General features: G+C 72.9%; 16 protein-coding genes. 8 read left to right on the top strand and 8 right to left on the bottom strand.

Translation table 11 applies throughout. The features are described from left to right. Positions 1-607: 607 nt before the first annotated feature. On the top strand, positions 608-1210 hold the full coding sequence (locus tag ACGRHY_RS17920) for a TetR/AcrR family transcriptional regulator (protein WP_394636330.1): 603 nt from the start codon (positions 608-610) through the stop codon (positions 1208-1210). Between the two features lie 67 nt (positions 1211-1277). On the opposite strand, the gene ACGRHY_RS17915 is transcribed toward ACGRHY_RS17920, so the two are convergent. The 3 genes from ACGRHY_RS17915 to ACGRHY_RS17905 all read right to left on the bottom strand — a co-directional run bounded on the left by ACGRHY_RS17915 (position 1278) and on the right by ACGRHY_RS17905 (position 2992). Continuing rightward, positions 1278-1478 carry a DUF397 domain-containing protein gene (locus tag ACGRHY_RS17915; RefSeq protein ID WP_394636329.1) on the bottom strand — a complete coding sequence of 67 codons (201 nt, stop codon included), beginning with the start codon at positions 1476-1478 and terminating at the stop codon, positions 1278-1280. An 11-nt stretch (positions 1479-1489) separates the two neighbouring features. Next, a complete protein-coding gene (locus ACGRHY_RS17910) occupies positions 1490-2344 on the bottom strand; it encodes a helix-turn-helix domain-containing protein (protein WP_394636328.1) in 855 nt (284 codons plus the stop codon). Between the two features lie 315 nt (positions 2345-2659). Next, positions 2660-2992 (bottom strand): hypothetical protein, encoded by a 333-nt coding sequence (locus ACGRHY_RS17905; RefSeq protein WP_394636327.1) that lies wholly within the window; start codon positions 2990-2992, stop codon positions 2660-2662. A gap of 71 nt (positions 2993-3063) precedes the next feature. Here ACGRHY_RS17905 and ACGRHY_RS17900 point away from each other — a divergent pair, with 71 nt between their 5' ends. Then, positions 3064-3216 carry a hypothetical protein gene (locus tag ACGRHY_RS17900; protein ID WP_394636326.1) on the top strand — a complete coding sequence of 51 codons (153 nt, stop codon included), beginning with the start codon at positions 3064-3066 and terminating at the stop codon, positions 3214-3216. A gap of 22 nt (positions 3217-3238) precedes the next feature. Here the strand turns inward: ACGRHY_RS17900 and speB are convergent, their stop codons facing one another. Beyond that, positions 3239-4219, bottom strand: a complete 981-nt coding sequence (gene speB / locus ACGRHY_RS17895) for an agmatinase (protein WP_394636325.1) — start codon at positions 4217-4219, stop codon at positions 3239-3241. 192 nt (positions 4220-4411) lie between these two features. Between speB and ACGRHY_RS17890 the strand changes: the two genes are divergently transcribed. Beyond that, positions 4412-5206 (top strand): phosphatase, encoded by a 795-nt coding sequence (locus ACGRHY_RS17890; RefSeq protein WP_394636324.1) that lies wholly within the window; start codon positions 4412-4414, stop codon positions 5204-5206. A gap of 229 nt (positions 5207-5435) precedes the next feature. Next, positions 5436-5855: a hypothetical protein gene (locus ACGRHY_RS17885; protein ID WP_394636323.1), complete on the top strand. Its 420-nt coding sequence runs from the start codon at positions 5436-5438 to the stop codon at positions 5853-5855. A gap of 36 nt (positions 5856-5891) precedes the next feature. Here the strand turns inward: ACGRHY_RS17885 and ACGRHY_RS17880 are convergent, their stop codons facing one another. The 3 genes from ACGRHY_RS17880 to ACGRHY_RS17870 form a co-directional block, all read right to left on the bottom strand. Then, positions 5892-6815 (bottom strand): acyl-CoA thioesterase, encoded by a 924-nt coding sequence (locus ACGRHY_RS17880; protein ID WP_394636322.1) that lies wholly within the window; start codon positions 6813-6815, stop codon positions 5892-5894. 52 nt (positions 6816-6867) lie between these two features. Next, positions 6868-8025 (bottom strand): acyl-CoA dehydrogenase family protein, encoded by a 1158-nt coding sequence (locus tag ACGRHY_RS17875; RefSeq protein WP_394636321.1) that lies wholly within the window; start codon positions 8023-8025, stop codon positions 6868-6870. Positions 8026-8197: 172 nt separating this feature from the next. Beyond that, positions 8198-8878 (bottom strand): SACE_7040 family transcriptional regulator, encoded by a 681-nt coding sequence (locus ACGRHY_RS17870; RefSeq protein WP_394636320.1) that lies wholly within the window; start codon positions 8876-8878, stop codon positions 8198-8200. An 85-nt stretch (positions 8879-8963) separates the two neighbouring features. Between ACGRHY_RS17870 and ACGRHY_RS17865 the strand changes: the two genes are divergently transcribed. From ACGRHY_RS17865 to ACGRHY_RS17850, 4 genes are read left to right on the top strand one after another with little or no spacing between them, the layout of a single operon-like run. Further along, the gene (locus tag ACGRHY_RS17865) at positions 8964-10595 is read left to right on the top strand and encodes a carboxyl transferase domain-containing protein (RefSeq protein ID WP_394636319.1); all 1632 of its coding nucleotides are present in this window, start codon (positions 8964-8966) and stop codon (positions 10593-10595) included. A 14-nt stretch (positions 10596-10609) separates the two neighbouring features. Further along, positions 10610-12757 (top strand): acetyl/propionyl/methylcrotonyl-CoA carboxylase subunit alpha, encoded by a 2148-nt coding sequence (locus ACGRHY_RS17860; RefSeq protein ID WP_394636318.1) that lies wholly within the window; start codon positions 10610-10612, stop codon positions 12755-12757. Then, positions 12754-13770 carry a hydroxymethylglutaryl-CoA lyase gene (locus ACGRHY_RS17855; protein WP_394636317.1) on the top strand — a complete coding sequence of 339 codons (1017 nt, stop codon included), beginning with the start codon at positions 12754-12756 and terminating at the stop codon, positions 13768-13770. Before ACGRHY_RS17860 ends, ACGRHY_RS17855 begins: the two co-directional genes overlap by 4 nt. Before the next feature lie 5 nt (positions 13771-13775). Next, the gene (locus tag ACGRHY_RS17850) at positions 13776-14939 is read left to right on the top strand and encodes an acyl-CoA dehydrogenase family protein (protein ID WP_394636316.1); all 1164 of its coding nucleotides are present in this window, start codon (positions 13776-13778) and stop codon (positions 14937-14939) included. A 108-nt stretch (positions 14940-15047) separates the two neighbouring features. On the opposite strand, the gene ACGRHY_RS17845 is transcribed toward ACGRHY_RS17850, so the two are convergent. Next, the gene (locus tag ACGRHY_RS17845; protein ID WP_394638102.1) at positions 15048-17681 is read right to left on the bottom strand and encodes a SpoIIE family protein phosphatase; all 2634 of its coding nucleotides are present in this window, start codon (positions 17679-17681) and stop codon (positions 15048-15050) included. Between the last annotated feature and the right edge of the window lie 125 nt (positions 17682-17806).

Here is a 17806-nt window from a genome sequence, read left to right as displayed (position 1 = left end):
AAACGCTGTGCATACGTCCGGATACGCAACGTTCCAAACGTGACCGAAAAACAAGGGGTTCCGGTCGGCGGAACCCGCGCGGCGGTACGCCGCGGCCACACTTCCGGAAGCGGTTGCAGCCGCAACAGTCGCTTCGACCACCTCCGCCCGGCCCGGGCGCGCGCCCCAGCACCCCAGCACCCTCAGTGCCCTCAGCGACCTGCGGTCACCACCGGAAAGCCGACTCCCGTCATCCCCTCCGACATCACCCACAGCCGTCGCGCCGCCACCGGATCGCCGGCCGCCGCACTGCGCACCACCGGCATCGGCCCGCCCCGCGCCTCCGCCCCCCGTCCGGGCCGACGCAGCCCGCGCCGGGCAGGTCCGCCGTCACCGTCGCCGCGCGGCCCCGCTCCACGTCCCGTACGGCGAACACCGCATGCGCGCCCGCCCGGGCCGGCGCGTCCGCCGCGGTGGGGTCCGATGCCGCTGTCGGCGCCCGTGAAGACGGCCGTGCGGCCGGCGAGACCGGGGAGGTGGGCGGCGTTCCACCACTTGTCCTCATCGGCCGCCATGGCCTCAAAATGGACAATGACAACAATGATGTCGGCGTCAACATCGGGATACGATGGCCCGCATGTCCCGAAGCCGCCCCTATCACCACGGCGACCTGCGCGCCGCCCTGCTGGAGAGCGCCGAGCGCACCCTGCGGGAGAAGGGGGTCGCCTCCCTGTCCCTGCGCGAGCTGGCCCGCGAGACCGGTGTCAGCCACGCCGCGCCCGGCCGCCACTTCAAGGACAAACAGGCCCTGCTCGACGCCCTGGCCCTGGCCGGCTACGACCGGCTGGCCCGGGCCCTCGAAGGCGCCGACGACCCCGCGCTCCCGCTCCAGCCCCGCCTGACCGCCCTCGCCCGCGCCTACCTCGCCTTCGCCGCCGGGAACGCCGAGCTCCTGGCCTTCATGTACGCCCGCAAGCACGAGCCCGAGGCCGCCGGGCAGATGGCCGCCGGGGTCGACCGGACGGTGGGCTTCTTCGAACGGGTGATCGCGGACGCGCAGCGGCGCGGCGAGATCGTCGAGGCCGACCCGGAACGCCTGACCCTCTTCACCGGCGCCGCCCTGCACGGCATCGCCGGCTTCACGGCGGGCGGCATGCTGGAGCCGGCCGAGGCCCTCGGCATGACCGACGACCTGGTCCACCACCTGCTGCACGGCCTCAGGCCCCGCTGACCGGCGCCCGGCGGCGGGCATGCCCGGTGCGGGCCTCGGCCGCCGCGAAACCGCCGCGCCGAGGGGATCAGCGCGCGAAGCGGTCGAACTCCCCAGCCTTGATCCCCGCGATGAACGCGGCCAGACCCGCCCGGCTCGTGGCGAGGACGAGCCCCGGCTCGTCGCTCTCCCGTATGAGCAGGTCGTCGCCCCGCCGCGCGACCTCCACACAGTTGGGACCCTCGTTCCCCGAGAACGAGGACTTCTGCCATTCGAGTTCTTCGGCCATACCGAACTCCCTCACAGTTCTCGCGCGATGCGGTGGATGACGTCCCTCGACTTCTCTTCCCCGAGCGAGACGCTCTCCGCCACGTCGAGCAGCTTCCGGTGCCGCTGAAGCTCTGCCTCCGCGTCCCAGTAGCTTCCACCCAGATGGGTGTCCATCTGAACGGTGTCCAGTTGGGGAACGACCCCTCCCGCATAGAGGATCGGCTGCGTCACCTCGATGAACCGCTCGGTACTGAAGGGCATGACCCGAATCGTGACCGCAGGGCGCTCGGACGCCTCCAGAAGATGCCGAAGCTGCCCCTGAGTCACCTCGCGGCCACCGAAGCGCATTCGCAGAGCCGCTTCGTGGATGACCATGTCAAGCGGTGGGGGACTGTCTCTGTCCAGGATCGCCTGGCGCCTCATCCGGTACTCGACCCTCGCCTCGATCTCCTCGGCCGGCAGGCTCGTCACCACACTGCTGAACAGGGTCCGCGCGTACTCCTCCGTCTGGAGAAGCCCGGGCATCGAGAGCGTCTGGATGGACCGCAGGTAGGCAGCATGGTGCTCCAACTCGGCGATATCCAGGAAGGCGGGATGCAGGACACCGCGGTACTCCTCCCACCAGAACGCTCCACGCCGCTCCCGCGCGATGGCGCAGAGGGCATCGACATATTCAGCGTCCATGCAAGCGTAGAAGGTGGCGAGGCGGCGGATGCGCTCTTCGCTGATCCCCATGCGCCCCGACTCGATGTTGCTCACCCTCGCGTGGTCGACACCGAGTAGACCGGCGGCCTCCCGGGCGGTCTTGCCCGCCCGCTCCCGGAGTTTCCTCAGCTCCGCACCCAACCGCATCTGTCTGACGGTGGGGGCATCTCTTGGGGGCATGGCTCCAACAGTCCCTTTCCGTAGCCGCCTTCGCGCCTGCCGCGTACCTATATCACGACGCCACTCGCACGAGGGAAAATCTTCCGCAACCTTGTACCGGTACACATGTGTACCCTACTGTCCGTACCCGTACCGCTACGCATGCCGGTAAATCCGCAGTGCGGTCGTCCGTACGCGCCCGTCCACGGGTGTGCTCGGGGGACGACAGGGCCACGGTGGCGAGCGCGAGCGGCGACCGTATCCGTTCACAGGGGGCACCATGACCGACCCGACACCCGCCACCGTGCTCGTCAACGCGCTTCAGCGGGCCCGCACTTACGAGCTGCGGGCCCCGAACATCCCGGAGACCGTGAAGGTCGCGCGGGACATGGTGGCCGGACTGCTCGACGCCAGCGGCCACTCGGCGCTGGCGGAGACGGCCCGGCTGCTGGTCTCCGAGGTCGTCTCGAACGTCCACCTCCACACGAAGGTGCCGCTGCTCACCCTCAAGGCGACGGTCGGAAGAGACCGGATCAGGGTGTCCGTCCAGGACGACGACACCACGGGCGCCCCTCGTCCCCCGGAGCCGGCATACCGCCCGAGGCCGAGCACGGCCGCGGCCTCCTCCTGGTCCGGGAACTCGCCGCCGCCTGGGGGACGGTGTGGCACGGCGGACTCCAACCCTCCGGCAAGAGCGTGTGGTTCGAACTGCGCGGCACACGCGCCGGCCGGGCGACGTGATGAGCACCGTGTTCCTCGGCCTGCTGGCCTTCACCACCGGTGTCGCCGTCACCGGCGTCGTCCTCTCCCGCGCACTGACGCCGCAGCCGCCCGCCGAGCCCTGCGACGCCTGCCTCGGCGGCCCCCGTGGTCACCGGCGGTCCCCGCGGTGACCACGGGGGCCGCCGGCCGTCCCTACCCCTGCGCGGACTCCCGCTCGGCCGCGATCTGCCGGGACATGATCGTCGTCAGCTCGTAGGCGGTGTGGGAGGCGGCCACCGAGGTGATCTCGGCGTGGTCGTAGGCGGGGGCGACCTCGACCACGTCGGCCGAGACCAGGTTGCAGGAGGCCAGCCCGCGCAGGATCTCCAGCAGCTCGCGGGAGGTCATGCCGCCCGCCTCCGGGGTGCCGGTGCCGGGGGCGTGGGCCGGGTCGAGGCAGTCGATGTCGATGGAGACGTACAGCGGGCGGTCGCCGATGCGCTGGCGGAGCTGGTCGGCCACCTCGTCCACGCCGCGCCGCATCACGTCGGCTGAGGTGACGATGCCGAAGCCCATCTTGGCGTCGTCGGTGAGGTCCTTCTTGCCGTACAGCGGGCCGCGGGTGCCGACGTGGGAGAGCGCGGAGGTGTCGAGGACGCCCTCCTCCACCGCGCGCCGGAAGGGCGTGCCGTGGGTGTACTCGGCGCCGAAGTAGGTGTCCCAGGTGTCCAGGTGGGCGTCGAAGTGGAGCAGGGCGACGGGGCCGTGCTCACGGGCCACCGCGCGCAGCAGGGGCAGGGCGATGGTGTGGTCGCCGCCCAGCGTCATCAGCCGGGCGCCGGTGTCCAGCAGTTCGCCGGCCGCCGCCTCCACCGTCTCGACCGCCTCGTGGATGTCGAAGGGGTTGGCGGCGATGTCGCCCGCGTCGGCGACCTGGGCGAGCGCGAAGGGCGAGGCGTCCTGGGCCGGGTTGTAGGGCCGCAGCAGACGGGAGGCCTCGCGGACGGCGTTGGAGCCGAAGCGGGCGCCGGGCCGGTAGGAGACGCCCGAGTCGAAGGGCACCCCGACGACGGCGACGTCTGCGCGGCCCACCTCGTCCAGGCGGGGCAGGCGGGCGAAGGTCGCCGGGCCCGCGAAGCGCGGGATACGGGAGGAGTCGACGGGTCCGCGGGGCTGCTGCTGGTCGCTGCTCATGCGGCCGAGGGTAGGCAGGGGCCCGCCCCGGCGGACATGTACGGATCCGACAGCCGCCCGTCCCCTTTTGGACGGCCTGTACATCAGGCGGCGGATGCGGTGGGGACGCCGTGCGGGTGCGGCGGGTGTGCGGCCGGGCGCCGCGGGCCGAAGCGGATCGCCCGGCGGGCCCCCTCGGGGGACAATGCCCCCATGCCGATAACCGCCGCCCCCTCCCGCTCCGAGCTGATCGACCACCTCGTCCGCACCCGTATCGCCGGGGAGGTCGCCACTCCGCGCGAGAACAACCTGGACCACTACCGCCGGCTCGCCAACGGCGACCGGCACTACTGGCTGGGCCTGGAGCTGGGCGACCGCTGGAGTGACGAGCAGGACGTGCTGGCGGTGATGGCCGAGCGCTGCGGAGTCGTCGACGATCCCGGGCACCGCCAGGGCCAGGACACCATCGACCCGGAGCTGACGGTGGCCGCCCTGGACCGGGCCGCGGCCGAACTGCGCAAGGCGGCGGAGGCCGGCCGCCGGGTGCTGTTCGCCACCGGTCACCCGGGCGCGCTGATCGATCTGCACAGCAGGGTGGCGAACGCGCTGCGGCCGGCCGGGTGCGAGATCGTACGGGTGCCGCTGGGGCTGATCGCGGACCAGGGCGTGGTGGTGCAGCTCGCGGACATCGCGATGCACGAGCGCGGGGCGACGCTGTGGCACACCCACTCCCCCGAGCCGATGACCGCGATCCTCGACGCCCTCCAGCGCGAGGGCGAGCCGCTGCCGGACCTGGTCTTCGCCGACCACGGCTGGGCGGGCTGCGCGGCGCAGCGCGGCATCACCACGGTCGGCTTCGCCGACTGCAACGACCCGGCGCTCTTCCTCGGCGAGGCGGAGGGCACCCTCGCGGTCACCGTCCCCCTGGACGACCATGTGATCAATCCGCGCTACTACGAGCCGATGACCGCCTATCTGCTGGAGGCGGCGGGGCTGACGCCCGCGTAGCGCGGCGGCGGGCGGCGCCGGTATTCCGCCCGGGAGCCCGCGCGGCCGGGCGAGGAGCCGCCCCGCTCTTCCCCGGCCACCGTGGCCATCGTTCTCCCGCGTGCTCCGGGGCATCACCGCGGCGGTTTTCCCGTCGCCGCGACCGGGCGGTTCCTCTTCCCCGAAAAGGCTCCGGAGTTACCGCGAAAGGCCGCTCCGGGATCCTCCCGCCCGTTGGTAGGTTCGGGGGATGCTCTTTCTGCTGGGGGCGATATCCGCTGCGCTGTCCGTGTACTTCCTGCAGGGCGGAATCCGGCGTCTGGTGTTCATCGTCCGGGAGCGGCACGGAGTGCGGCACGGTGAGACGACCGTCGGCATCTGCACCGGCTACCAGTGGACGGTCAACGGCGCCGTGGTCGGTGTGGTGCGGTACGAGGACGCCGAGGGACGCACTCGCGAGGCGCTCACCGGCCCCCACCCCCGCCCTCCGCTGAAAGTGGGGGAGACCGCGCTCGTCGCCTACAGTCCCGGAAACCCGGCGCACCGGGGGGTGGTCAACGGCGAGTCCAGGCTGGTCCTCGTGGATGTGTTCGACGTGCTCAGGTTCTTCGTGGGCACCGGGCTCGCGGCCTTCTTCTCGCTCGTCTTCTTCTGGACGTTCGCCTCCTAGTCCCGGAAGCACCGCACCACGCTGAGCACGCCGCCCTCAGCCGCGCGGCACCCGCACCACGCCCTCCTGCATCACCGTGATCGCCAGCCGCCCGTCGGCGGTGAAGATCCGGCCGTGGCCCAGTCCGCGGCCGGCCTGGGAGGTGGGGCTGGACTGGTCGTACAGCAGCCACTCGTCCACCCGGAAGGGGCGGTGGAACCACATCGCGTGGTCCAGGCTCGCGCCCACCACGTCCCCGACCGCCCAGCCGCCGCGTCCGTGGGCGAGCAGGACGGGCTCCAGCAGGCTCATGTCGGAGACGTAGGCGGCCAGGCAGAGGTGGAGCATCGGCCGGTCGAGGTCGCCGTCGAGCTTGCCGGCCGTGCGGAACCACACCTGGGAGCGCGGCTCGCGCGGCTGCCCGGCCGTCGCGTACGGCGGCTGGGTGACGTAGCGCAGGTCGACCGCCGCCCGCGCCTCGGCGAGGCGGTCGGCGACGCCGGGGTCGCTGAACAGATGGGCGTGGCGCGGCAGCAGGTCGGTGGAGTTCGGCAGTGTCTCCGGGTCCGGGGCGGCCGGCATCGGCTCCTGGTGCTCCAGCCCGTCCTCGTCCGTCTGGAAGGACGCCGACAGGTGGAAGATCGGCTGCCCGTGCTGGACGGCGACGACCCGGCGGGTGGTGAAGGACCGCCCGTCGCGGATGCGGTCGGCCGTGTAGACGATCGGCGCGGCCGGGTCGCCGGGGCGCAGGAAGTAGGCGTGCAGCGAGTGCGCGAGCCGGTCGTCGGGGACGGTGCGGAAGGCCGCGACGAGCGCCTGCGCGGCCACCTGCCCGCCGAAGACCCGGGGGATGACCGCCTGGCGGCTCTGGCCGCGGAAGATGTCGCGGTCGATCCGCTCCAGGTCGAGCAGGCCGACCAGGTCCAGCAGGGCGGACGGGGGCGTCCGGCCGGCGCCCCCGTCCGTGCCGTTGTCGCTCATGGAAGGGGTGTTTCCTCTACTCGGTTCCGTACCCGGCCTGAGCCCGGGCCTGTCACAGGCCCATCGACTTGGCGATGATGGACCGCATGACCTCGCTGGTGCCCCCGTAGATGCGGGTGACGCGGGTGTCGGCGTACAGGCGGGAGATCGGGTACTCCCGCATGTAGCCGTAACCGCCGTGCAACTGGAGGCACTTGTCGATGACCTTGGCGGCGGTCTCGGTGGCGAACAGCTTGACGGAGGCGGCGTCGGCGGGGGTCAGCTCCCCGGCGTCCAGCGCCTCCAGGGCGCGGTCCACGACCGCCTGCATGGCGTCCACGTCCGCCCGGCAGTCGGCGAGCACGAACTTGGTGTTCTGGAAGGAGGCCACGGGCTTGCCGAAGACCGTGCGGTCCCTGACGTACTCCTGGGCGAAGCGGACGGCGGCGGCGGACTGCGCGTAGGCGCCGACCGCGATGCCCAGGCGCTCCTGCGGGAGGTTGTGGGTGAGGTAGGAGAACGCCTTGCCCTCCTCGCCGAGCAGGTCCCGGGCGGGGACACGGACATCGGTGAAGGACAGCTCGGCGGTGTCGGAGGACTTCAGGCCCAGCTTGTCGAGGTTGCGGCCGACGGCGTAGCCCTCGCTCCCGGTGTCCACCACCAGGATGGAGATGCCCCCGCGGCGGTCCTCGGGGGTCGGCGGGGCGGTGCGGCAGCAGACCAGGACGCGGTCGGCCTGGACGCCGCCGGTGATGAAGGTCTTGGCGCCGTTGAGTATGTAGTGCGTGCCGTCCTCCGACAGCTTCGCGGTGGTCTTCATCCCGGCCAGGTCCGAGCCGGCGCCGGGCTCGGTCATGGCGATGGCGGTCATCATCTCGCCGGTGACGAAGGGGGGCAGCCAGCGCTGCTTCTGCTCCTCGTCGGCGTACTTCAGCAGGTAGGGCAGGCACAGCGCGGTGTGGACACCGGAGCCGCCGAAGCTGACGCCGGCGCGGGCGGTCTCCTCGGAGATGACGGCGCTGTACTTGAAGCTGGTCTCGCCGGCGCCGCCGTACTCCTCGGGCACCTCGATGCCGAAGACGCCCAGCTCGCCGAGCTTGAGGTAGAGCTCGCGGGGGACGTAGCCCTGCTTCTCCCACTGCTCGTAGTGGGGCACGACCTCGGCGGCGATGAAGTCGCGGATGGTCTCGCGGAACGCCTCGTGGTCCTCGTTGAACACCGTGCGACGCACGTCATCGCCTCCTGGGGCCGGAAAACTAGCCGGAAAAACTAAGCGCTTGCTCAGACGCAAGTTACCGAAGGGTCGAATCGGCTGTCCAGGGGTGTTCCGGCGGTTGCCCGCCACTGTGGGCGGTGTCATACGCGAGGGAGCGGAGACGGGCGGGCACGGGCGGGGGCCGGGGTCAGCTCTCGGCGCGCGGCCCGGCGCCCGCCGGGGCGCCGGAGCCGCCGTCCGAGGCGGCGTCCGCAGCACCGCCCCCGGCCGCGTCCGCCGCGGCGGCGAGGGCGCCGCGGGCCAGCCGGTGCAGGAGGGCGGCCGCCGCTTCGCGGTCCGGCAGGGAGGAGGGGCGGCTCAGGTGGGGGGTGGAGTTCAGCAGGCCGAAGACGGCGTGGACGGAGGCGCGGGCCTCCTTCTCCGGCAGCTCCGGGTGCACCTGGCGCACGACGCCCACCCACAGCTCCACGTACTGGCGCTGGAGCTGGCGCACCAGCTTGCGGTCGCTGTCGCGCAGCCGGTCGAGCTCGCGGTCGTGGAGGGTGATCAGGGCGCGGTCGTCGAGGGCGAAGTCGACGTGGCGGCCGATGAGCGCGTCCAGCGTCGCCCCCGGCGCGAGGCCCGCCCCGGAGGACTCCGCCAGACACCTGCGCCCGCCGGAGTACAGCCGCTCGCTGATGCCCACCAGCAGCTCCGCGAGCATCGCGTCCTTGCCCGCGAAGTGGCGGTAGAGGCCGGGGCCGCTGATGCCGACCGCCGCGCCTATCTCGTCCACGCCGACGCCGTGGAACCCGCGCTCGGCGAACAGGCGGGCGGCCTGGCCGAGGATCTGCTCTCGGCGGGTGGGGGCGTCGGTCCTGGTCGTCATAGGGGAATTGTAGACAGCCGGGTTAGCGAGCGTTAACCTGATGGCGAGGTTAACGCTCACTAACCGGGCAAGGGGGCTCGAAGGGATGCAGCAGGCACCTCCGCTGGTCAGCGCCGTGGATCCGGCGTCGGAGGCGGCGAGGGCGAACGAGGCCGCGCACCGCGAGCTGGCCGCGCGGCTGCGCGAGAAGCTCGCCGCGGCACGGCTGGGCGGCGGCGAGCGGGCACGGGCGCGGCACACCGCGCGCGGCAAACTGCTGCCGCGGGACCGGGTGGACACTCTGCTGGACCCGGGGTCGCCCTTCCTGGAGCTGGCCCCGCTCGCGGCGGACGGGATGTACGACGGGCAGGCCCCGGCCGCCGGCGTGATCGCCGGCATCGGGCGGGTGTCGGGCCGCGAGGTGGTGGTCGTCGCCAACGACGCCACGGTCAAGGGCGGCACGTACTACCCGATGACGGTGAAGAAGCACCTGCGCGCGCAGGAGGTGGCCCTGGAGAACCGGCTGCCGTGCCTGTACCTGGTGGATTCGGGCGGCGCCTTCCTGCCCATGCAGGACGAGGTCTTCCCCGACCGCGAGCACTTCGGGCGGATCTTCTACAACCAGGCACGGATGTCCGGCGCGGGCATCCCGCAGATCGCCGCCGTCCTCGGCTCCTGCACGGCGGGCGGCGCCTACGTGCCGGCGATGAGCGACGAGGCCGTGATCGTGCGTGGCCAGGGCACGATCTTCCTGGGCGGTCCGCCGCTGGTGAAGGCCGCCACCGGCGAGGTCGTCACGGCCGAGGAGCTGGGCGGCGGCGAGGTCCACTCGCGCACCTCGGGGGTGACCGACCACCTCGCCGAGGACGACGCCCACGCCCTGCGCATCGTGCGGCAGATCGTCTCCACCCTCCCCCGCCGCGGCCCGCTGCCGTGGCCGGTGGAGCCGGTGGAGGAGCCGAAGGCCGACCCGGCCGGGCTCTACGGCGCGGTCCCGGTGGACTCGCGCACCCCCTACGACGTGCGGGAGGTCATCGCCCGCACCGTGGACGGCTCCCGGTTCGCCGAGTTCAAGGCCGAGTACGGCACGACGCTGGTGACGGGCTTCGCCCGCATCCACGGCCACCCGGTGGGGATCGTCGCCAACAACGGCATCCTGTTCGCCGAGTCCGCCCAGAAGGGCGCGCACTTCATCGAGCTGTGCGACCAGCGCGGCATACCGCTGGTGTTCCTCCAGAACATCTCCGGCTTCATGGTGGGCCGCAGTTACGAGGCGGGCGGCATCGCCAAGCACGGCGCCAAGATGGTGACGGCCGTGGCCTGCACCCGGGTGCCCAAACTGACGGTCGTCGTCGGCGGCTCCTACGGAGCGGGCAACTACTCGATGTGCGGCCGGGCGTACTCGCCGCGCTTCATGTGGATGTGGCCCAACGCCAAGATCTCGGTGATGGGCGGCGAGCAGGCCGCGTCGGTGCTGGCCACCGTCAAGCGCGACCAGTTGGAGGCGCGCGGCGAGGAGTGGAGCGCCCAGGAGGAGGACGCCTTCAAGGCGCCCGTCCGCGAGCAGTACGAGACCCAGGGCAACGCCTACTACGCCACCGCGCGGCTGTGGGACGACGGTGTGATCGACCCGCTGGAGACGCGTACGGTGCTCGGCCTCGCGCTCACCGCGTGCGCGAACGCGCCACTGCCCGAGAAGGACCCCGCGGCGCCCGGCTACGGCGTCTTCCGGATGTGAGGGGGATGCGTTCCATGTTCGACACGGTGCTGGTCGCCAACCGCGGCGAGATCGCCGTCCGCGTCATCCGCACGCTGCGGCGGCTGGGCGTGCGCTCGGTCGCCGTCTTCAGCGACGCGGACGCCGACGCCCGGCACGTACGGGAGGCGGACACCGCGGTGCGGATCGGCCCGGCGGTGGCTTCCGAGAGCTATCTGTCGGCCGGGAGACTGCTGGAGGCCGCCCGGCGCACGGGCGCCCGGGCGGTGCACCCCGGCTACGGCTTCCTCGCCGAGAACGCCGCCTTCGCCCGCGCGGTGGAGGCGGCCGGGATGGTCTTCGTCGGCCCGCCCGCCGACGCCATCGAGCTGATGGGCGACAAGATCCGCGCCAAGGAGACGGTGCGGGCCGCCGGGGTGCCGGTGGTGCCCGGCAGCAGCGGCAGCGGTCTGACCGACGCCGAACTGACCGCCGCGGCGCTGGAGATCGGGACGCCGGTCCTGCTCAAGCCCTCGGCCGGCGGCGGCGGCAAGGGCATGCGGCTGGTGCGCGACGAGGCGCTGCTGGCCGAGGAGATCGCCGCCGCGCGGCGCGAGGCCCGCGGCGCCTTCGGCGACGACACCCTGCTGGTGGAACGGTGGATCGACCGGCCCCGGCACATCGAGATCCAGGTCCTGGCCGACGGCCACGGCACCGTGGTGCACCTGGGCGAGCGCGAGTGCAGCCTCCAGCGCCGCCACCAGAAGATCATCGAGGAGGCGCCCAGCCCGCTGCTGGATCCGGCCACCCGCGCCGCGATGGGCGAGGCGGCCGTACGCGCCGCCCGCTCCTGCGGCTACCGGGGCGCCGGCACGGTGGAGTTCATCGTCCCCGGCGGCGATCCGGCCGCCTACTGCTTCATGGAGATGAACACCCGCCTCCAGGTCGAACACCCGGTGACGGAGCTGATCACCGGCCTGGACCTGGTGGAGTGGCAGCTTCGGGTGGCGGCCGGCGAGCCGCTGGCCTTCGGCCAGGAGGACGTCCGGCTGGCCGGGCACGCGGTGGAGGCCCGCATCTGCGCGGAGACGGCGCGCGCCACCGGCGAGAAGGTGGACTTCCTACCCTCGGCCGGCACCGTCCATCTGCTGTCGGAGCCCTCGGGCGAGGGCGTCCGTACGGACTCCGGGCTCGCGCAGGGCACCGAGGTGGGCACGGTCTACGACCCGATGCTCGCCAAGGTGATCGCCCACGGCCCGGACCGGGCCTCCGCGCTGCGGCGGCTGCGCTCGGCACTGGCGGAGACGACCGTGCTGGGCGTGGACACCAACACCGCCTTCCTGCGCGCCCTGCTGGCCCACCCGGCGGTGGTCTCCGGGGAGCTGGACACCGGCCTGGTGGACCGCGACGCAGCCTCACTGCTGCCGTCGGCCGTGCCCGACGAGGTGTACGCGGCGGCGGCGCTGCTGCGGCACGCCGCTCTGGAGCCCTCCGCCCCCGCCTCCACGGGCGGTCCGGCCGGCTGGACGGACCCGTTCTCCGCGCCGACCGGCTGGCGACTGGGCGGCGAGCCCGCCTGGACGGTCCACCATCTGCGGATACCGGGCCACGAGCCGGTGGCCGTGCGGGTGCGCGGGCGGGCCGACGGCGCCGAGGTCCGTATCGGGGACGCCGGGCCGGTGAGTGCCGTGCTGCGGTCGGAAGGCGGTGGTGATGTCAGCGGTGGCTCCGGTGAGGACTCCGGTCGCGCGCTGCTGACCTGGGACGGGGTGACCCACTCCTTCGCCCACGCCCGCTCCGGCGGCAGCCGCTGGCTCGGCCGCGACGGGCAGAGCTGGCACCTGGCCGACCACGACCCGGTCGAGGCGGCCCTGCGGGGCGGCGCGGGGGCGCACGGCGCCGACGCCCTGACCGCGCCGATGCCCGGCACGGTCACCGTCGTCAAGGCGGCCGTCGGCGAGGAGGTCACCGTCGGCCAGAGCCTGCTGGTGGTGGAGGCGATGAAGATGGAACACGTCATCGCCGCCCCCTGCGACGGGGTCGTCACCGAACTGGACGTCACCGCGGGCAGCACGGTCGCCATGGACCAGGTGCTCGCCGTCGTCGAGCCGAAGGACTCCGCGCCGTCGGAGGGACCGAAGGAGACGGAGAAGCCCGGGGAGCCCGGGGAGCCCGGGGAGCCCAAGAAGGAGGCCGCGCGATGATCGAGGGTCTGCCCATGGCCGTTCCGGCCGAGGGGCTTCCGGACCGCGTCCGCATCCACGAGGTGGGCGCGCGCGACGGGCTGCAGAACGAACAGTCGACCGTTCCCGTCGAGGTGAAGGCCCAGTTCATCCGCCGGCTCGCCGGCGCCGGGCTGCGCACCATCGAGGCGACCAGCTTCGTCCATCCCAAATGGGTGCCCCAACTGGCCGACGCCGAGGAGCTGTTCCCGGCCGTGGCCGATCTCGCCGACCGGGCGGGCGCCGATGCCGTACGGCTGCCCGCGCTCGTGCCCAACGAGCGCGGCCTGGAGCGGGCTCTGGCCCTCGGCGTCCGCGAGATCGCCGTCTTCGGCAGCGCCACCGAGTCCTTCGCCAGGGCCAACCTCAACCGCACCGTCGACGAGGCCCTGGCGATGTTCGAGCCGGTGGTCGCACGTGCGAAGGAGGCGGGCGCCGGGGTGCGCGGCTATCTGTCGATGTGCTTCGGTGATCCGTGGGAGGGCCCGGTGCCCATCGCGCAGGTGGTCGGCGTCTGCCGCCGACTGCTCGACCTCGGCTGCGACGAGCTGAGCCTGGGCGACACCATCGGTGTGGCCACCCCCGGCCATGTCACCGCCCTGCTGACCGCCCTCAACGACGCGGGCGTGCCCACCGGCCGCCTCGCCGTCCACTTCCACGACACCTACGGCCAGGCCCTGTCCAACACCCTGGCCGCCCTCCGGCACGGCGTCACCACGGTGGACGCCTCCGCCGGAGGGCTCGGCGGCTGCCCGTACGCCAGGAGCGCCACGGGCAACCTCGCCACCGAGGACCTGGTGTGGATGCTGCACGGCCTCGGCATCGACACCGGGGTCGACCTCGGCCGCCTCACCGCCACCAGCGTGTGGATGGCCGAGCGGCTGGACCGGCCCAGCCCGTCCCGCACCGTCCGCGCCCTCTCCTCCCAGGGAGTCCACGACACCCCCGGCTCCCAGGACACCCAGGTCTCCCGCGACTCCCACAAGGAGCAGTGACAGCCATGTCCCTTGACCACCGCCTCTCCCCCGAGCACGAGGAACTGCGCCGCACCGTCGAGGAGTTCGCGCACGACGTCATCGCGCCGAAGATCGGGGAGTTCTACGAGAACCACGAGTTCCCCTACGAGATCGTCCGCGAGATGGGCCGCATGGGCCTGTTCGGCCTGCCCTTCCCCGAGGAATACGGAGGCATGGGCGGCGACTACCTCGCCCTGTGCCTGGCACTGGAGGAGCTGGCCCGGGTGGACTCCTCGGTCGCCATCACCCTGGAGGCCGCCGTCTCGCTGGGCGCCATGCCCGTCCACCGCTTCGGCACCGAGGAGCAGAAGCGCCAGTGGCTGCCGAAGCTGTGCTCGGGCGAGATGCTCGGCGCCTTCGGCCTGACCGAGCCCGAGTGCGGCTCGGACGCGGGCGGCACCCGCACCACCGCCGTGCGCGACGGCGACGAGTGGGTGATCAACGGCACCAAGTGCTTCATCACCAACTCCGGCACCGACATCACCGGCCTGGTCACCGTCACCGCCGTCACCGGCCGCAAGCCCGACGGCCGCCCGGAGATCTCCTCGATCATCGTCCCCTCCGGCACTCCGGGCTTCACCGTCGCCGCGCCCTACTCCAAGGTCGGCTGGAACGCCTCGGACACCCGCGAGCTGTCCTTCTCCGACGTCCGGGTCCCGGCCGCCAATCTGCTGGGCGAGGAGGGCCGCGGCTACGCCCAGTTCCTGCGCATCCTGGACGAGGGTCGCATCGCCATCTCCGCGCTGGCCACCGGCCTGGCCCAGGGCTGTGTGGACGAGTCGGTGCGGTACGCCGGGGAGCGCCGCGCCTTCGGCCGCCCCATCGGCGCCAACCAGGCCATCCAGTTCAAGCTGGCCGACATGGAGATGCGCGCCCACACCGCCCGTATCGCCTGGCGCGACGCGGCCTCCCGGCTGCTGGCGGGCGAGCCGTTCAAGAAGGAGGCGGCCATCGCCAAGCTGTACTCCTCGGAGATCGCGGTCACCAACGCCCGTGAGGCCACTCAGATCCACGGCGGCTACGGCTTCATGAACGAGTACCCGGTGGCACGTATGTGGCGGGACTCGAAGATCCTGGAGATCGGCGAGGGCACCAGCGAGGTCCAGCGCATGCTGATCGCCCGCGAGCTGGGCGTCGCCACCTCCTGAGCGAACGGACCGGACAGAGCGGTCCGACAGGCCGGTGGGGGGCGCCGTCGCCGGCGCCCCCCACTCCGGTCCCGAACCTCCGGCCGGGCTGCCGGACGGCCGGGCCGGTCAGACCGAGGGCAGTTGCTGCTCGGCCCAGATGGCCTTCCCGGTCCCGGTGTACCGGGTGCCCCAACGCTCGGAGAGCTGCGCCACCAGGAACAGCCCCCGCCCGCCCTCGTCCGTCGTCGCCGCGCGGCGCAGGTGCGGCGAGGTGCTGCTGGTGTCGGAGACCTCGCAGATCAGACTGCGCTCCGCCCTGAGCAGCCTGACCCGCACCGGCCCGGTGGCGTGCCGGATGGCATTGGTGACCAGCTCGCTGAGGATCAGCTCGGTGGTGAACGCCGCCTCCTCCAGCCCCCAGTCGGCCAGCCGCCGCGCGACCTCGTCACGTACGGCGGAGACCGCGGCGGGATCGGAGGGCACGTCCCAGGACGCCGTCCGGTCGGCGGCCAGGGCCCGGGTACGGGCGACGAGCAGGGCGATGTCGTCGCGCGGGCGCTCGGCCAGCATCGCCCCGGTCACCGCGTCGCAGGTCTCCTCCGGGGAGCGGTCGGCTCCGGCCAGAGCCTGCGCCAGCAGGTCCAGCCCGACATCGATGTCGCGCGCCCGGTCCTCCACCAGCCCGTCGGTGTACAGCACCAGCCGGCTGCCTTCGGTCAGTTCGATCTCGGCCGACTCGTAGGGCGGCGCCCCCAGTCCGAGAGGGGCGCTGACGGGCGTGTCGGGGAACTCCACCGTGCCGTCGGGGCGGACGACCGCGGGAGGCGGGTGCCCGGCCCGGGCCATGGCGCAGCGCCGGGAGGCCGGGTCGTAGATCGCGTACAGGCAGGTGGCGCCCATCATCCCGTGGGTGTCGCCCGGCGTCCCGTCCTCGCCGTCCCCCTCCTGGTCGTTCCGGCTCACCAGTTCGTCGAGGTGCCCGATGATCTCGTCGGGCGGCAGGTCCAGGGCGGAGAAGTTGTGGACGGCGGTCCGCAGCCGCCCCATGGTGGCGGCCGCGTGCAGACCGTGGCCGACCACGTCGCCGACCACCAGCGCCACCCGGGCGCCGGACAGCGGGATCACGTCGAACCAGTCGCCGCCCACCCCCGAGTGGGCGGGCAGGTAGCGGTAGGCGACGTCCAGCGCTTCCTGCTCGGGCAGGGCCCGCGGCAGCAGGCTGCGCTGGAGCGCGGCGGCCATGGTGTGCTCGCGCGTGTAGCGGCGGGCGTTGTCGACGGCGACCGCGGCCCGGACCACCAGTTCCTCGGCCAGGGACAGATCGTCGCCGTCGAACGGCCCGGGCTTCTCCGAGCGCCAGAAGTTGACCAGCCCCAGAACGATGCCGCGCGCCCGGAGGGGGGCCGTGATCAGGGAGTGGACACCCTCCGCCAGGATCTCCCGGGCACGCTCGGGGTCCTGCGCCCGCCAGCCGGAAGTACCGGCCAGGTCGGCCTCCAGGACCGCCTGCCCCGACCCGTACCCCTGTGCCTGCGGGGTGGAGGGGGCGAGCCTGATGAGGTCTCCCCTGCTGTGGAAGGCAGGGACCTCCCGGATCCCGGCGGCGGCCACCCTGTTCATGTCCATCGCCTCGCCGGCGGGCTCCTCGCCCCGCAGCACCGGCTCGGCCAGGTCGACGGTGACGAAGTCGGCCAGCCGGGGCACGGCGGCCTGTGCCAGTGCCTCGGCGGTGCGCACCATGTCCAGGTTGGTGCCGATGCCCGTGCCCGCGTCGTACAGCAGCCTCAGCCTGCGGCCCGCCGCCTCGGCGCGCTCCGAGAGCACCCGCATCTCGGTGGTGTCCCGGAACGTCGCGACGCTGCCCGACGGGGCCCCGTAGGGGTCGACGGGCTGCTGGTTGACGGCCAGCATGCGTTCCCCCGCCATGTGGACCTCGTCGACGGCCACCCGTCCGGAGGCCAGCAGTCCGCCGAGGGGCGGCGGGAGGCCCAGGCCGGCGACGGGGCGCCCCTCGGCGTCCGGTGGCAGGTCCAGCAGCCGGCGCGCCTCGTCGTTGGCGAGCACCAGCCGGCCGTCGGCGCCGGCGATCAGCACACCCTCGCGGACGGCGTGCAGCACGGCGTCGTGGTGCTCGTACATGCGGGTCATCTCGCCGGGCCCCAGGCCGCGGGTCTGGCGCAGCAGCCGCCGGCTGACCACCGCCGTGCCCGCCATGGACAACAGCAGCGCTCCAGCGGAGGCGCCGAAGAGCAGCGGGAACTGGCCTCCGGCGGTGCCCTCGACGTTCTCGACGGTGATGCCCGCGGAGACCAGGCCCACGATCGAGCCGTCCGCGTTCCGGACGGGGACCACCGCCTGCACCAGAGGGCCGATGGTGCCGACGATCTCCTCGGTGACGACCTCGCCGCGCAGCGCCGGTTCGATGGTGCCGACGAACTTCTTCCCGATCCGGTCCGGCTTGGGGTGGGTGTAGCGGATCCCGTCGGTGTCCGTCACCACGAGGAAGTCCACACCGGACCGCTCTCTGACGTCTTCGGCGAGCGGCTGGAGCCGCGCGGTGGGATCGTCGCTTCGGAGCGCCGCGGGCAGTCCGGGCGCACCGGCGAACCCCTCGGCGACCGCGATCGACCGGTTGCGCGCCTCCCGCGTGCTGTCGTTGCGCGCCTGCACCACCAGGGCCGCGACGGCGGCGAGGACGAGCAGGAGGACGAGGACGGCCTGGAGGACGAACACCTGGCCCGCCAGACTGCGCACGCCCAGCAGCGAGCCCGGGTGCCGCTTCGGCGGTCGTCTCGTCGTCTCCCCGGGATCCCCGCCCCCCGTTCTCCCGCCCTCGTGCCGTTCCAACGGTGGACGCCGGGCGCCGAGCAGTCGGCTCAGTGAAT

Origin of the sequence: Streptomyces shinuiensis (assembly GCF_043660855.1) — a bacterium.
Classification (GTDB): domain Bacteria; phylum Actinomycetota; class Actinomycetes; order Streptomycetales; family Streptomycetaceae; genus Streptomyces.
The sequence above is the reverse complement of the archived record's forward strand: the minus strand, read 5'-3'. Positions and strand labels throughout refer to the sequence as shown.

Coding starts and splice junctions, on each gene's coding strand:
- ACGRHY_RS17920 (WP_394636330.1), top strand. CDS start 608: ATGGCCCGCATGTCCCGAAGCCGCCCCTATCACCACGGCGACCTGCGC.
- ACGRHY_RS17915 (WP_394636329.1), bottom strand. CDS start 1,478: ATGGCCGAAGAACTCGAATGGCAGAAGTCCTCGTTCTCGGGGAACGAG.
- ACGRHY_RS17910 (WP_394636328.1), bottom strand. CDS start 2,344: ATGCCCCCAAGAGATGCCCCCACCGTCAGACAGATGCGGTTGGGTGCG.
- ACGRHY_RS17900 (WP_394636326.1), top strand. CDS start 3,064: ATGAGCACCGTGTTCCTCGGCCTGCTGGCCTTCACCACCGGTGTCGCC.
- speB (WP_394636325.1), bottom strand. CDS start 4,219: ATGAGCAGCGACCAGCAGCAGCCCCGCGGACCCGTCGACTCCTCCCGT.
- ACGRHY_RS17890 (WP_394636324.1), top strand. CDS start 4,412: ATGCCGATAACCGCCGCCCCCTCCCGCTCCGAGCTGATCGACCACCTC.
- ACGRHY_RS17885 (WP_394636323.1), top strand. CDS start 5,436: ATGCTCTTTCTGCTGGGGGCGATATCCGCTGCGCTGTCCGTGTACTTC.
- ACGRHY_RS17880 (WP_394636322.1), bottom strand. CDS start 6,815: ATGAGCGACAACGGCACGGACGGGGGCGCCGGCCGGACGCCCCCGTCC.
- ACGRHY_RS17870 (WP_394636320.1), bottom strand. CDS start 8,878: ATGACGACCAGGACCGACGCCCCCACCCGCCGAGAGCAGATCCTCGGC.
- ACGRHY_RS17865 (WP_394636319.1), top strand. CDS start 8,964: ATGCAGCAGGCACCTCCGCTGGTCAGCGCCGTGGATCCGGCGTCGGAG.
- ACGRHY_RS17860 (WP_394636318.1), top strand. CDS start 10,610: ATGTTCGACACGGTGCTGGTCGCCAACCGCGGCGAGATCGCCGTCCGC.
- ACGRHY_RS17855 (WP_394636317.1), top strand. CDS start 12,754: ATGATCGAGGGTCTGCCCATGGCCGTTCCGGCCGAGGGGCTTCCGGAC.
- ACGRHY_RS17850 (WP_394636316.1), top strand. CDS start 13,776: ATGTCCCTTGACCACCGCCTCTCCCCCGAGCACGAGGAACTGCGCCGC.